Genomic DNA, 12,788 nt, shown 5'->3' with positions numbered 1-12,788 from the left:
TATAAAGAGTTCCTGTACCGCCATACTGTCAGCGCAGTGCGGTATCGAAAGGTGCAATCTCTAAGATTGCATGGGTCGCAAAGATTCCCCCACCATAGCTCTTAGCTTGGTGGTGGGAGTATGTCAAAGTCGCAGAGGTACAGCCAATAGGGTCAATATTGTGCTGTATGAGAAAGAAGAATATATGGACTCAGTTTAATGCCGATTGTTTTCCATGGTCAAATCACAGTTGTAACGTTATCCATAGCGTTTAAGCAGTTTTACAAATTCTTCCAGTTCTGCTTCATTGATTTCAACATCTTGAGGCAATACATGATGGCGTAAATGTGCTTCGATTAATTCATTCATTAATCCATTTACAGCACCTTTGATGGCCGCAACCTGTTGTAATACCTCAATACACCCTGCTTCGGGTTGCTGTAAAGCCAGTTCAACCGCATTGACCTGACCTTGTAGACGTTTAACCCGATTTAAAATCTTTTTGTCCTGATGTAAATGACTCAACACTTTCTCCCGAAAATAAATATACTATGGGGGAGTATATTTAAGCATAGAACCTAATGAAAACTTCCCCATCCATCCGAATTCATCATCATCAATTTGATGAAGGTAATCCACTCGCACAAAAACGGATCTTAATTGCCACTATTTTAACGGCAGTCATGATGTTGTTAGAAGTCATTGGCGGTTGGATTTTTAATTCGATGGCATTATTGGCAGATGGCTGGCATATGAGTTCACATATGTTGGCATTAGGCTTGGCCTATTTTGCCTATCGTGCGGCACGCCACTATGCTCAAGACGCTCGTTTTAGCTTTGGAACTTGGAAAATTGAAATTTTAGCGGGCTATAGCAGCGCGATATTATTGATGGTTGTTGCTGCATTTATGGCTTTTCATTCGGTGGAACGCTTATTCAACCCGGTCCAAATTCATTATAACGAAGCAATCCCTATTGCGATTTTAGGTCTGGTGGTGAACTTGATCTGTGCTTGGTTATTGCATGATGACCATCACCATCACCATCACCATCACCATCATGAGCATAGCCATGAGGAGCAGCATGATCATCATCACGATCTCAATCAGAAAGCAGCCTTCATGCATGTGGTTGCTGATGCGGTGACTTCGGTATTGGCGATTGTGGCTTTATTTGCCGGAAAATGGATGGGGTGGGGATTTTTAGATGCGCTATTGGGGATTGTTGGTGCAGTGCTGGTCGGTAAGTGGGCCATTGGCTTGATGAAAGAAACAGGACAAACATTACTGGATGCGGAAATGGATCACCCTGTCGTTGATGAGATTCGAGAAGTTTTAATGCAATTTCCTGTCGACGTCGATGTAACTGATTTACATGTGTGGAAAGTGGGTAAAGGTCAGTTCTCGTGTATTGTAGCTTTAGAAACCAGTCAGGCGTTGAGTGCCGATGAAGTCCGCCAAGCGCTGTCGATTCATGAAGAAATTGTGCATGTGTCTGTTGAAATTAATTCACCTGATGCAGCGTAATATGTTCCACGTGAAACGGCATGTAGCTATTGCGTAATGAACTGAAAAAAGCCCAAGACTTTCACGCGTTAAGGCTTAGAATGCTGAATCAATTAAATGTTGAAGTTCGGTCTATGTTGAAAAAAATATGTGCGTTGGCGTTAAGTACCATCCTTTCGACTTTTGCTTTGGCAGATGCGGCACACGTTCAAAAGCTCTTGGGAGAAAAGCACCCCAGTTTAAAAATTGAGAATATTCAAAGTACAGAAATGCCAGGCATATATAGTGGCTTTGTTGAAGATCAAGTTTTGTATTTGAGTGAAAATGCGGATTATGTGATTGCAGGTTCTATGATCCGTTTAAAAGATCAAAAAAATCTGACCAAACAATTGATCCTCAGTCAGCAAAAAACTGAGTGGAATAAACTACCATTACAAGATGCGATTAAAACTGTCAGGGGGAATGGGAAGCGCCAAATCGCGATCTTTTCTGACCCAAATTGCCCATATTGTAAGAAGCTTGAAGTAGAACTGGCAAAACTTAATGATGTGACCATTTATACTTTTGTCACAGCCATAAAACCGCAGTCGTTGGCGCCATCGAAGCAGATTTTTTGTGATTCAAACCCTGCTATGGCCTGGGATAATTTAATCAATAAGGGAATTCAACCGAAGTCAGCGAAAAGCTGTGCAAACCCCATTGATCGAAATTTAAAATTAGCAAAAAGCTTAAAACTAAGTGGTACACCGGGAATCGTCTTTGCCAACGGTTCGATCTTAACCGGTGCTTACCCTGCTGCTGAATTAGAATCGATGTTAAAAGAGATCAAATAATTTCAAGCTGTACGGCATGAATAAAATATAAATAAAAAAATACCCGTCTACAGGCGGGTATTTTAATGGCGCTATAAAAATTAGACGCGGTTTTTTTTCGTTACAAGGTTATAGATAAACAACACGATGATCGCACCAATGACGGAAGCGATAAATCCTGCAGCAGAATTTTCTCCATACAGACCTAATAAACGTCCGCCATAGGTCGCAAGTAAGGAACCTGCTATCCCGAGAATGGTGGTCATGATGAAACCGGCTTTGTCATCTCCAGGATGGATCGCACGTGCAATTAAACCAGCAATAAAACCAACAACAATCGCAACAATGAGTGACCACATAGTAACTCTCCTTTTGTTATCATGTATTTGTTTTTTACGACATGTTCAATCTTTATCTTTAATCAAAACTAAGCTGAGCTACAGCCTAAACATGCAAAAAACTGTTGTTTTTTTGTTCTGAAATAGCAAGAAAAGTAAAAAAAAAGTGGCCTTAGGCCACTCTTAAGTATCTGATCTTGCTTAGAGACCAATTTCGCCAATAAATGGAATGTGACGATATTTTTGATCATAGTCCAGACCATAACCTACGATAAATTTATCTTCGACTTCAAAACCTAAAAATTTCACTTCGAGTTCAATCTCACGACGTGAAGGCTTGCTAACCAAAGTACAAAGCTCGATTGAATTTGGATTGCGCGTCTGTAAAATTTCTAAAACTTTGCTTAAGGTATTTCCTGAATCGATAATATCTTCAACCACCAAGACATCTTTATCTTTAATGTCGCCGTCTAAGTCTTTTAAGATTTTTACATCACGAGTAGATACGGTCCCACCGCCATAACTTGAAACGGTCATGAAGTCGAGTTCATGCGGTTTTGAAATTGCGCGGCAAAGGTCAGCCATAAAAATAACAGAACCGCGTAAAAGACCGATTAACACCAACTCTTTGTCGCTGTTAGCATAGTGTGCATCAATTTTTGCGCCAAGCTCTTTCACTTTAGCTTGAATTTCTTCAGTGGAAATCAGTACGCTCATTTGAACAGACATGGGTAGATACCTAAAAAAGCAAATCAAAAAAATAAAAAAGGTGTTGACTTGCAACACCTCTAAAGATGAACCAATTTTAATACATCTGGCTCGCAGATGCATCTTTTTTGCCGTTGAAAATGTAATCAGTTTTTCTTGGAAGTGCTGTCACGCTTGAGTAAGCACAAACAAGCGACGGCAATCAGTCCAATTTTCAACGCTGTTTTTCGTCTCGGTCGAGCCGTTTTATGCTTTGACATACGCACATTGTCCAAACACATAGGTGGCATGGATATTACGATCATCACCCATCAGCATGAGGGCAAATAAAGCATCTTCCAGATTTTTGGCACGTTGTTGACGTAAGGCTTGTAAAGCCGTGGCATTTAAATCGAGCACCACAAAATCTGCTTCTTTGCCCAAATCAAAGTTTCCAAGTTTGTCCGCTAGATCTAAGGCTTTTGCTCCCCCTAAAGTGGCATGGTACAGCGCTTCAAATGCGGACAGTTTATCGCCTTGAAGTTGTTGAACTTTGTAGGCTTCATTGATGGTTTGTAGTTGGTTAAATGAGGTGCCTGCGCCAATGTCTGTGCCTAAGCCGACTTTCACCTGTTTTTCCCATGTTTTCTTTAATGGAAATAAACCACTGCCTAGGAACAAGTTCGAGGTTGGACAAAACGCGATTGCAGAGTTGGTCTGATGCATACACTCCCACTCGGCATCTTCCAAATGCACGCAGTGCGCAAACACGGAACGTGATCCGGTCAGACCATAATGATGATAAACGTCCAAATAGCCGTTTTGCTCAGGGAATAATGATTTGACCCACGCGATTTCATTTTTATTTTCACTTAAATGCGTATGTACATAGACATCAGGATACTCGGCTTTTAGCTCCCCTGCCCGTGCCAATTGTTCAGGCGTTGAGGTTGGGGCAAAGCGAGGCGTGATGGCATACAGGTTACGGCCCTTTCCATGCCACTTTTTGATGAGTGCTTTGGAGTCGTTATAGCCACTCTCTGCAGTGTCACATAATGCTTCAGGTGCATGTCGATCCATCATCACTTTACCGGCAATTAAGCGCATCTGATGCTGTTCTGCAGCTTTAAATAAAGCATCGACCGATTGTGGATGAACGGTACAAAAAACAAGAGCTGTTGTGGTTCCGTTTTTGAGTAACTCGTTTACAAAGAACTGTGCAATTTGCTCTGCATAAGCCGGATCTTCAAATTGGATTTCAGTTGGAAAGGTATAGGTATCGAGCCATTCCAATAGCTGTTCACCATAAGCCCCCATCATTTCCGTTTGTGGATAATGAATATGGGTATCGATGAAACCCGGAACAATCAATTGATCAGGATAATGCTGTACTTCAACCTGATCTGGGAGATGGTGTTGGCCCTCAGACCATGGACCGAACCATTGAATTTTTCCGGCTTGCGTAATTAGCAAACCATCTTCGAAATAGCGCACTTGGTCGTGAATTTCACGTGCTTGGGCAACTGTATTCTGAATATCTAGAAAGCGACCACGGATCGCTGTAGATGCGATAACAGAAGACATGACATACCTGCAGTTTAGAATTTTTTCGGTTGATTGTAGCCCAATTTGGTTCAAAATACCGTTAGAGTATTTGTGAAAATGTGTTCTAAAAAATAGAACAGTTGTTTATAAGTGATTCTGTTTTTTTGTTCATTGTATTTGATTTGAATAATACAAAAGCATTGAGCTGTATACATTGCATCGATGAATGAATAAAGACCATGAGTCGCAACGCTTGCTATATTGATCTCAAGAGCGCCCTTTAAAAAACGATAATGAACCCTTTAGTGAACATGAGCTATTCAGACCAATTAAAACATGACCTATTTCAGCATCAAGGCATCATGCAGATTTTACATGCCCTGTATGCCATAGATACACAGGCTTATTTGGCTGCAGGCGTGGTTCGTAATTTGATTTGGTCACAGCGACATCAACAACAAATACAGCTGATTGCTCCTTTGGGTTTAGATGATTTATTTGAGTTAAATGTCCGCTGGAACCCACGTTTAGTCAGTCAGGCGACTTTTTTGCAGCGTGTGCAGCAAAAAAAATTTTTACAACGCTGGCCGAAACTCAAACTCTTGATGACGCCTAAAGCTTAGTTCATGGCTTCGTGTCAGAATAAAAAGCCTTCTCGAAAAGAAGGCTTTTATTTATCTAAGCGTTTTATAGTGTGGTTTCATGGTACTTCTTGCTGTGTCGGATCGATAACCACGCAGTGATGGCTAAGGTCACTACAATAAAGCCGAGTGAAATCCAAATTGGCATGTGGAACACATCGAGCAACAGCATTTTAGCGCCAATAAACACGAGGATAATGCCCAGACCATACGGTAAGTAATGCATTTTCGATGCAGCACCAGACAAGAGGAAGAACATAGCACGTAGACCCAAAATCGCCATCAAGTTTGCCGTCAGTACAATGAACGGGTCAGAGGTAACCGCAAAGATTGCTGGGATTGAGTCAACCGCAAAAATTACGTCAGATGCTTCAACCAAGATCAACACTAAAAAGAGCGGCGTTGCCCACAAGACACCATTTTGACGAACGAAGAATTTATCTTCATGCATTTGAGGAGTAATACGCATGTGTTTACGTAGCCACTTCAAAATCGCCATATCTTCGATATCTTTGTCGTCTTCGTCTGAACCCTTAAGGAATTTAAAGCCGGTATACACCAAGAACGCACCGAAGAAGTACAGTACCCAAGAGAATTCTTGAACGAACCATGCCCCAATAAAAATAAAGATGGTACGCAGTACAATTGCGCCGAGGACACCGTAGAGCAACAGTTTACGCTGCAAAGCAGGTGGAATGGCAAAAGCAGCAAAAATCATGAGCCAGACAAAAACGTTATCAATTGCGAGTGATTTTTCGAGCAGATAACCAGCGAAATATTCCATGACTTTGGTGTTTGCAACAGCGACACCAGCGGTTTGCTGTAAGTAGAGCCACAATGCACCACCGAATAAGGTAGCCACAGAGACCCATGCAATACTCCAATAGGCAGCGGTTTTGACTTTGATTTCTTGGCCTTTGTTATTTTTAAAGCCTAAAAAGTCGATGAGTAGCATGATGGTGACTAAACCGAAAAATGCCAGATATAGCCATAAAGAGCCAATCGTTTCCATGTGTATTCTCCACATCTAACAACCAGCCATAAAAAAACCTCGACCAGTTGCCAGACGAAATAAAACGCCTGAGACAACATGATCAAGGTCTTGCCTACATCGTACTGTAATGATTTTCAGCAGCGATGCTCAGATACCGACTTTTTGCAAAGTGTAATGACGATATTCTGACACGTAAAACAAGGTTTACGTTTGGAGGAGGCTACTCCCCTTGTTCAAATTTTGTTTTGGACACTGTCCAAATATGCGGCAAAGCATGACAGTTTTTAGTACAAAGTGCAATCGGCAATTTGCGAATTCATTTAATGTGCCATGGGAGGATTAAAATCACCACGTTGTACCAACGCTAAGGCTAAAAGTGTGCCGATCACCGCGATGATTCCTCCGATCACGCCAATATAGCTCAAACCGAAATGTACGCTGACCATGCCGCCCAAGAGTGCGCCACCGCCAATGCCGACATTATAAAGTCCTGAATAGATAGCCATGGCGACATCTGTGGCATCGGATGCGAGATGCAGCGTCTTTGACTGTAATGCGAGACTAAATCCAATGATACTCATGCCCCACAATAAGCACACCGCACTCACACCTGCAAAACTCAAAGAAACAGGAAGCAACAGCAGCATGGATAAAGCCAGTGTGGCTGTACTCAAAGGAATTGCAACTTTAGGATATTTCCCACCAAATTTCCCAAAGAGATAAGATCCCAGAAAGCCTGCAGCACCAAAGATTAATAACAACGTGGTAGTTTGCATGGAACTGAATGCAGCAATGTTGAGTGAGAACGGTTCGATATAGCTATATGCGGTAAATTGCGCGCTAATTACGATAATGGTTAATGCAAAGACCATCATTAAGCTTGGACGGCGAATAAACTGTTTTAGGCTGCTCAGCGAACCTGAGTTCAAACTCGGCAGTATTGGCAGCGTTTTGGCTAAAATCAGGCAAACGATACTGGCGCCAATGCTAATCAGAGCAAAGGTATTTCGCCAACCATAGACTTCTCCAACCATACGCCCAAACGGAATACCGAGAACCATCGCCAAAGCCGTGCCTGTGGCCAAAAGCCCCAAGGCTTGAAATTCTTTGCCTTTCGGTGCAACACGAACCGCCAGCGATGCAGTAATTGACCAAAAAAGTGCATGTGAGAAGGCAATGCCGATTCGACTGAGCAATAAGGTATTAAAGCTCCATGCGAAATACGACAGAACATGGCTGATAATAAACACTATAAATAAACAAATCAGGAGCGAGCGACGTTCAATATTTTTGGTCAATAACATGATCGGCAAAGAAATCGGCGCAACCACCCATGCATACAGCGTAATCATGATACCGACATCGGTTGCGGCTAAGCTAAAGGTTTTGCCAATATCGCTGAGCAACGCGACAGGTACAAATTCAGTGGTATTAAAAATAAATGCTGCGAAAGCCAAAGCAATCACAGCCGTCCAAGAGCCAGAAAAAGCCGTTTCGGAGGGAGAGGCAGACATGAGTGTCTTCAAATAAAAAAAGTGGCATATTTTACTATGCTGTATACACAAGCAGGAACCGATTTAAGCCCTGTACATGCGGTTTAAATTAATACAAAAACAACAGAGTTGACCTGCATTACATGCCAATTTATAAAAAAATGGAGGAAATTTAAGATGTTTGTACAACAAGATGATGATCAAAAAAAAGGAGCTTTCTTTGTTGAGCAAGATGGGGAGCGTTTGGCAGAGATGACTTACTCATGGGCAGGCGATGATAAATTTATTATTGATCATACCGATGTCAGTGATAGCTTGCGAGGACAAGGTGTTGGACGACATCTCCTCGATGCAGCAGTGAATTTTGCTCGGGAAAAGAACGTGAAAATTATTCCACTCTGCCCTTTTGCAAAATCTGTATTTGATAAAGATGAATCGATTCGTGATGTTCTACGCTAAATTGTACAGCGTGATGTAGATTAATCATTTGGATAAATAAAAACAGCCTGATCGTATTGCGATCAGGCTGTTCTTTTATTTGAAATCTAATTGTGAAATTGAATTAAGATCGTGATTTATACAGCGATACAACCAAGCATGCTGCAGCAATGAGTAATACAAAGATGGCGACAAGATAAAGGTCCATAATAAAAATATCCGGCAAGTGTGATTTAATTGTTTTTTAATTAATGTGAAAGGTGTACGGATTTATTATCACCTACAGTTGAATATAGGTCGTTTAAGTTCTGTACCGATCACTTTCTCGTTTGTTACACGGTGTATTTTTTCATAAAAAGGAAGAAAAAACAGTGACTATGCAACATCAAGATAACGGTCAAAAAGGTGAATTTTTTCAGTTAAATGCTGAGGGTATACGCCTCGCAGAAATGAGTTACTTATGGCGTGATGAACACACTATTGTGGCAAATCACACGTGGGTAGATGATTCCTTACGTGGGCAAGGGGTTGCTCGTGTGTTATTGGATCATTTGGTGGAATTTGCTCGTGACAAACACTTAAAAATTATCCCAACCTGTTCTTATGTAGAGGTGATGTTTCGCCGAGACAAGACATTAGCCGATATTCAAGCCTAAAAAAGCCCGCGATGCGGGCGTTTTATCAGTATGAAAATTTAAAAACTGCGTTGTGCTCAATTGAGCTTGAGTTTCAACAGCGTTGATGGTGTTTTGACGATATGTGGCCACAATTGGAACAAAATTGAGCAGATCAATATTCCTAAAACCAAGCTTAAACACATGATATTTAATAAAGCAAAATCATTCAGCACAAAATAAATACTGCCAATGGTCATCATCATCAGTAAATAAATAAGATAGTGAGGAATCACGGTGCGCAGTGTTATTCCTAAGATAAGCGAGCAAATCACGACATTTAAAAAATCTGAAATGCCAAAATTATTCAGGATGATTAAGGCAGCAAAATATACACAAGTGATCGATAAAAATATGAATAAATTTTTGAGCATGGGAGACCTCTGTATTCATCCTCAAAGAGGAATCGTTTCATTGTTTTAATGTTGATCAGTTTAAAAATTTGAAGCTAATTTCGGTATCCGTGATATCGGTTTTCTGTTGTAAGTTAAAAAGCACATTTGATTAAAAAACATACAAATCTACACTAATTCTGTGGCTCATCCCACGTTAAAATCATGCAAATACTTGAAGAATAAACACAATGATACAACTCTGTTATGCCAGTACGCGTGTAGAACAACAATTTGATTTAATACAAGATTTAAGTGATATTTTGGTGAGAGCCCGCAGCTTTAATACTGAAAAAAATATTTTTGGCGTGCTGTACTATGCAGAAGGCCGGTTCTTCCAATGCCTGCAAGGTGAGCAAGCGGCACTCGAACAGCTTTTTCAGCATATTATGCAAGATACGCGGCATCGGGATATTGTGCGTTATCCTGATCAAACTATTGATCAAATCGATTTTTCAAAATGGTCGATGAAATATGTAAATCGACATAGTGAAATTGCCAGTTTATTCCAGCGCTTTGGACATTCAAGCTTTCAACCAAACCTGCTTAATACGGAACAAATTCAGGCGTTTTTAACGACATTGTTAAGATTAGAAAATGTTGAACAGCCGGTTAAGCTGGATTCAGGCTATAAAAACCGAGGCTATCAGCATTATTTTTAAGCTGAGTGTGAATAAAATAAAAAAAGCCCGCTTCGCGGGCTTCTTTCATTTTATCCAGTTGATTTAGGCTTTTAATGCACTGATCAACTTCTGATGTAAACCACCAAAACCGCCATTCGACATAATCACTACAGCATCGCCCTCGCCTGCCTCGCTTACGATGGTTTGGATGATGTCATCCAGTGAACGTGCCACGACAGCTTTATTCGCAGCAGCTTCAATCACGGGTTGTAGATCCCAATCCAAACCTTCAGGTTGATACCAAATCACTTCATCCGCTAAGCGTGCAGAATGTGCAAGGCCATCTTTATGGCTACCCATGCGCATGGTATTAGAACGTGGCTCGATCACCGCCCAAAGCTTACGTTGACCCAGACGCTTACGCGCACCTTCTAACGTGGTATCAATCGCCGTTGGGTGATGTGCAAAGTCGTCATAAACCTCAATGCCACGGACTGTGCCCAAAAGCTCCATACGACGTTTGACACCGCCAAAGTTTGAAAGCGCTTCACACGCCATTTCAATCGAAACACCGACATGTTCAGCCGCAGCAATGGTTGCCAAAGCATTGGCTACACTGTGTTGCCCAGTCATATTCCATTTGACTTCGCCTTTCACAACACCATGCTGTAGCACTTTGAAATGTGAACCGTCAGCAGACAATTGTTCTGCATACAATTCAGATTTGTCATTGGCATCTAAAGATGTACGCACGACAGGTGTCCAGCAGCCCATTTCCAAGACTTCATCAATTTTTGTTTCGGTGATGGGCGCAATAATACGGCCTTCACTTGGAATAGTACGAACCAGATGATGGAATTGCTTTTGAATCGCCGCCAAGTCATCGAAGATATCGGCATGGTCAAATTCAAGGTTATTTAAAATTGCTGTTTTAGGATGGTAATGCACAAACTTAGAACGTTTATCGAAGAATGCGGAATCGTATTCATCGGCTTCTACACAGAAATATTGACCACCGCCTAAACGTGCACTTTCACTAAAGCCTAAAGGTACGCCGCCAATCAAGAAGCCTGGATTTAAACCTGCTTGATCGAGCACCCACGCCAGCATGGTTGTGGTTGTGGTTTTACCATGTGTGCCTGCAACACCTAACACATGTTTGCCTTGTAGGACGTGGTCTGCAAGGAACTGTGGGCCAGAAATATAAGGCAGGCCTTCATTCAACATGTATTCCACAGCATCAATACCACGTTTCATAGCATTGCCGACAATCACGAGATCTGGATGTGGTTGAAGATGGCTACGGTCATAGCCTTGCATTAAGGTAATGCCTGCATTTTCCAATTGGGTAGACATTGGTGGGTAAACGTTTTGGTCTGAACCCGTGACCTTATGTCCTAAATCGCGCGCCAAGAGCGCCAATGAACCCATAAAGGTGCCACAAATACCCAAGATATGCAGATGCATTCGTTCTAACTCCACTGCTTTTACCGACACATCACTTTGTTATTGTGGTGTTGTCATTATAGATTTGGTTGAAAAAGTTAATTTCATTTGAGAGCAACCATAGCAAGGGTCTTAGCGAAAAGATAGATTTTTTTGTATGAGATCGTACAAAAAGATTGAGCTCGTAACTGATCAAATGTGTGTGATTTTCTTAATGATAAAAACACGGAAAATAGGCGCGAAATTGTGATGAAAAACGTACAATAAGCGCAATTTTTTGCGATCTTGATTGCTTATGTCACTTGCCCTGTTTTTATTGATTATTTCCAACTGTTTTATGACTTTGGCCTGGTATGGGCATTTGAAGTTTTTACATGATGCGCCGCTTTGGCAAGCGATTTTATTTGGATGGGCGATCGCGTTACTCGAATATAGTTTTATGATCCCAGCAACGCGATTGTTGGCCAAACATGGGTGGTCTTTGGGTCAAATGAAAATCACACAAGAAGTCGTGACGCTATTGGTCTTCGTTCCATTTATGATTTTCCTTTTTAAACAGCCCTTTAAATTGGACTATTTGTGGGCAGGTTTATGCCTTTTTGGGTGTGTCTATTTCGTGTTTCGCAGTGCTTAACTGATCCGATGCCGCATGGGTCCGATCATTTAAGTGAGGCGTGTTTGCAGGCATTTTTGAGGACTTTACTAAACTCACGGTCTCTTGGAGTGGGATCTTCATAGTCAAAGGCATAATCACTCTCACTGGTCAGTACAGTCATTTGACCGTCTGCTTCAAAGTTCATGAGTGCAAAAACATAGCTACACGATATTCTGAAATTGAATACATTTTATCACGGCCATCATCTGCTTTGTAATAGCCTGTCATCTTGACCGACTCACGTTCATCAATGATCGATTTGCCAGTGACTAAAAATTTTTCGTGGATGTAGCCATTACTCTTAATCTGGCTGTTATAGCCTTTTTGTTTCTGTAAGAGGTTAAATTCTATTTCAAATTGGCTGGTATTGAGTTGAACCAGTTGGGCAAAACTCTGAGAGCTTAAGGCTAAAGTGAGCAGGATGAAGATCTGTTTCATCTTTAACTAAATGTGCGGAATTCTCCATCTATAATCTGTGATTTAGATGGAGATGGATAGCACGCCTTTTCAGTCGGGTCTTTCTTGGTTTTGGATGTATTCTCGAATTACATCAATTGTCGCTCCAC

17 protein-coding genes are annotated in these 12,788 nt (G+C 41.4%); 8 read left to right on the top strand and 9 right to left on the bottom strand.

Translation table 11 applies throughout. From position 1 onward, the window contains the following. Positions 1-237: 237 nt before the first annotated feature. A complete protein-coding gene (locus tag FTV03_RS15350) occupies positions 238-504 on the bottom strand; it encodes a metal/formaldehyde-sensitive transcriptional repressor (protein ID WP_180009138.1) in 267 nt (88 codons plus the stop codon). A 56-nt stretch (positions 505-560) separates the two neighbouring features. On the opposite strand from FTV03_RS15350, the gene dmeF reads away from it, so the two are divergent. After that, on the top strand, positions 561-1,505 hold the full coding sequence (dmeF, locus tag FTV03_RS15345; RefSeq protein ID WP_180042063.1) for a CDF family Co(II)/Ni(II) efflux transporter DmeF: 945 nt from the start codon (positions 561-563) through the stop codon (positions 1,503-1,505). A gap of 113 nt (positions 1,506-1,618) precedes the next feature. Then, complete coding sequence (locus FTV03_RS15340; RefSeq protein ID WP_180005557.1) at positions 1,619-2,317, top strand: DsbC family protein; 699 nt, start codon at positions 1,619-1,621, stop codon at positions 2,315-2,317. Positions 2,318-2,397: 80 nt separating this feature from the next. Here the strand turns inward: FTV03_RS15340 and FTV03_RS15335 are convergent, their stop codons facing one another. The 3 genes from FTV03_RS15335 to guaD all read right to left on the bottom strand — a co-directional run bounded on the left by FTV03_RS15335 (position 2,398) and on the right by guaD (position 4,905). Next, entirely contained in the window at positions 2,398-2,655 is a 258-nt protein-coding gene (locus tag FTV03_RS15335) for a GlsB/YeaQ/YmgE family stress response membrane protein (RefSeq protein ID WP_180005556.1), read from the bottom strand. A 180-nt stretch (positions 2,656-2,835) separates the two neighbouring features. Continuing rightward, positions 2,836-3,363, bottom strand: coding sequence for a hypoxanthine phosphoribosyltransferase (hpt, locus tag FTV03_RS15330; protein WP_078194457.1), 528 nt, complete (start codon positions 3,361-3,363; stop codon positions 2,836-2,838). 225 nt (positions 3,364-3,588) lie between these two features. Further along, a complete protein-coding gene (guaD, locus tag FTV03_RS15325) occupies positions 3,589-4,905 on the bottom strand; it encodes a guanine deaminase (protein ID WP_180005555.1) in 1,317 nt (438 codons plus the stop codon). Positions 4,906-5,177: 272 nt separating this feature from the next. Between guaD and FTV03_RS15320 the strand changes: the two genes are divergently transcribed. Further along, the gene (locus FTV03_RS15320) at positions 5,178-5,489 is read left to right on the top strand and encodes a nucleotidyltransferase family protein (RefSeq protein ID WP_180005554.1); all 312 of its coding nucleotides are present in this window, start codon (positions 5,178-5,180) and stop codon (positions 5,487-5,489) included. A gap of 64 nt (positions 5,490-5,553) precedes the next feature. Here FTV03_RS15320 and FTV03_RS15315 read toward each other — a convergent pair whose 3' ends face one another. Then, positions 5,554-6,519, bottom strand: a complete 966-nt coding sequence (locus FTV03_RS15315) for a TerC family protein (protein WP_180005553.1) — start codon at positions 6,517-6,519, stop codon at positions 5,554-5,556. 302 nt (positions 6,520-6,821) lie between these two features. After that, positions 6,822-8,015: a sugar transporter gene (locus FTV03_RS15310; RefSeq protein WP_180005552.1), complete on the bottom strand. Its 1,194-nt coding sequence runs from the start codon at positions 8,013-8,015 to the stop codon at positions 6,822-6,824. Positions 8,016-8,147: 132 nt separating this feature from the next. On the opposite strand from FTV03_RS15310, the gene FTV03_RS15305 reads away from it, so the two are divergent. The 4 genes from FTV03_RS15305 to FTV03_RS15290 all read left to right on the top strand — a co-directional run bounded on the left by FTV03_RS15305 (position 8,148) and on the right by FTV03_RS15290 (position 10,160). Continuing rightward, the gene (locus FTV03_RS15305) at positions 8,148-8,453 is read left to right on the top strand and encodes a GNAT family N-acetyltransferase (RefSeq protein ID WP_347269446.1); all 306 of its coding nucleotides are present in this window, start codon (positions 8,148-8,150) and stop codon (positions 8,451-8,453) included. A gap of 350 nt (positions 8,454-8,803) precedes the next feature. Further along, a complete protein-coding gene (locus tag FTV03_RS15300) occupies positions 8,804-9,088 on the top strand; it encodes a GNAT family N-acetyltransferase (protein WP_111885720.1) in 285 nt (94 codons plus the stop codon). A 255-nt stretch (positions 9,089-9,343) separates the two neighbouring features. Then, complete coding sequence (locus FTV03_RS15295; RefSeq protein WP_168379504.1) at positions 9,344-9,529, top strand: hypothetical protein; 186 nt, start codon at positions 9,344-9,346, stop codon at positions 9,527-9,529. 160 nt (positions 9,530-9,689) lie between these two features. Beyond that, complete coding sequence (locus FTV03_RS15290; RefSeq protein WP_180005550.1) at positions 9,690-10,160, top strand: BLUF domain-containing protein; 471 nt, start codon at positions 9,690-9,692, stop codon at positions 10,158-10,160. Between the two features lie 63 nt (positions 10,161-10,223). Here FTV03_RS15290 and mpl read toward each other — a convergent pair whose 3' ends face one another. After that, entirely contained in the window at positions 10,224-11,588 is a 1,365-nt protein-coding gene (gene mpl, locus FTV03_RS15285) for a UDP-N-acetylmuramate:L-alanyl-gamma-D-glutamyl-meso-diaminopimelate ligase (RefSeq protein WP_180005549.1), read from the bottom strand. Between the two features lie 274 nt (positions 11,589-11,862). Here mpl and FTV03_RS15280 point away from each other — a divergent pair, with 274 nt between their 5' ends. Next, positions 11,863-12,201: a DMT family protein gene (locus FTV03_RS15280; RefSeq protein WP_078189529.1), complete on the top strand. Its 339-nt coding sequence runs from the start codon at positions 11,863-11,865 to the stop codon at positions 12,199-12,201. A 25-nt stretch (positions 12,202-12,226) separates the two neighbouring features. On the opposite strand, the gene FTV03_RS18045 is transcribed toward FTV03_RS15280, so the two are convergent. Next, entirely contained in the window at positions 12,227-12,367 is a 141-nt protein-coding gene (locus tag FTV03_RS18045) for a hypothetical protein (protein WP_227591843.1), read from the bottom strand. Further along, positions 12,364-12,660: a hypothetical protein gene (locus FTV03_RS15275; protein ID WP_227591842.1), complete on the bottom strand. Its 297-nt coding sequence runs from the start codon at positions 12,658-12,660 to the stop codon at positions 12,364-12,366. Before FTV03_RS15275 ends, FTV03_RS18045 begins: the two co-directional genes overlap by 4 nt. Between the last annotated feature and the right edge of the window lie 128 nt (positions 12,661-12,788).

The organism is Acinetobacter sp. YH12218, assembly GCF_013417925.1.
Lineage (GTDB): Bacteria > Pseudomonadota > Gammaproteobacteria > Pseudomonadales > Moraxellaceae > Acinetobacter > Acinetobacter amyesii.
This window is presented reverse-complemented; position numbering and strand designations above follow the sequence as displayed.

Bases quoted from the DNA above. Each gene is read 5' to 3' on its own strand.
- dmeF (WP_180042063.1), top strand. From the start codon at position 561: ATGAAAACTTCCCCATCCATCCGAATTCATCATCATCAATTTGATGAA.
- FTV03_RS15320 (WP_180005554.1), top strand. From the start codon at position 5,178: ATGAGCTATTCAGACCAATTAAAACATGACCTATTTCAGCATCAAGGC.
- mpl (WP_180005549.1), bottom strand. From the start codon at position 11,588: ATGCATCTGCATATCTTGGGTATTTGTGGCACCTTTATGGGTTCATTG.
- guaD (WP_180005555.1), bottom strand. From the start codon at position 4,905: ATGTCTTCTGTTATCGCATCTACAGCGATCCGTGGTCGCTTTCTAGAT.
- FTV03_RS15280 (WP_078189529.1), top strand. From the start codon at position 11,863: ATGTCACTTGCCCTGTTTTTATTGATTATTTCCAACTGTTTTATGACT.
- hpt (WP_078194457.1), bottom strand. From the start codon at position 3,363: ATGTCTGTTCAAATGAGCGTACTGATTTCCACTGAAGAAATTCAAGCT.
- FTV03_RS15275 (WP_227591842.1), bottom strand. From the start codon at position 12,660: ATGAAACAGATCTTCATCCTGCTCACTTTAGCCTTAAGCTCTCAGAGT.
- FTV03_RS15335 (WP_180005556.1), bottom strand. From the start codon at position 2,655: ATGTGGTCACTCATTGTTGCGATTGTTGTTGGTTTTATTGCTGGTTTA.
- FTV03_RS18045 (WP_227591843.1), bottom strand. From the start codon at position 12,367: ATGAACTTTGAAGCAGACGGTCAAATGACTGTACTGACCAGTGAGAGT.
- FTV03_RS15315 (WP_180005553.1), bottom strand. From the start codon at position 6,519: ATGGAAACGATTGGCTCTTTATGGCTATATCTGGCATTTTTCGGTTTA.
- FTV03_RS15340 (WP_180005557.1), top strand. From the start codon at position 1,619: ATGTTGAAAAAAATATGTGCGTTGGCGTTAAGTACCATCCTTTCGACT.
- FTV03_RS15290 (WP_180005550.1), top strand. From the start codon at position 9,690: ATGATACAACTCTGTTATGCCAGTACGCGTGTAGAACAACAATTTGAT.
- FTV03_RS15310 (WP_180005552.1), bottom strand. From the start codon at position 8,015: ATGTCTGCCTCTCCCTCCGAAACGGCTTTTTCTGGCTCTTGGACGGCT.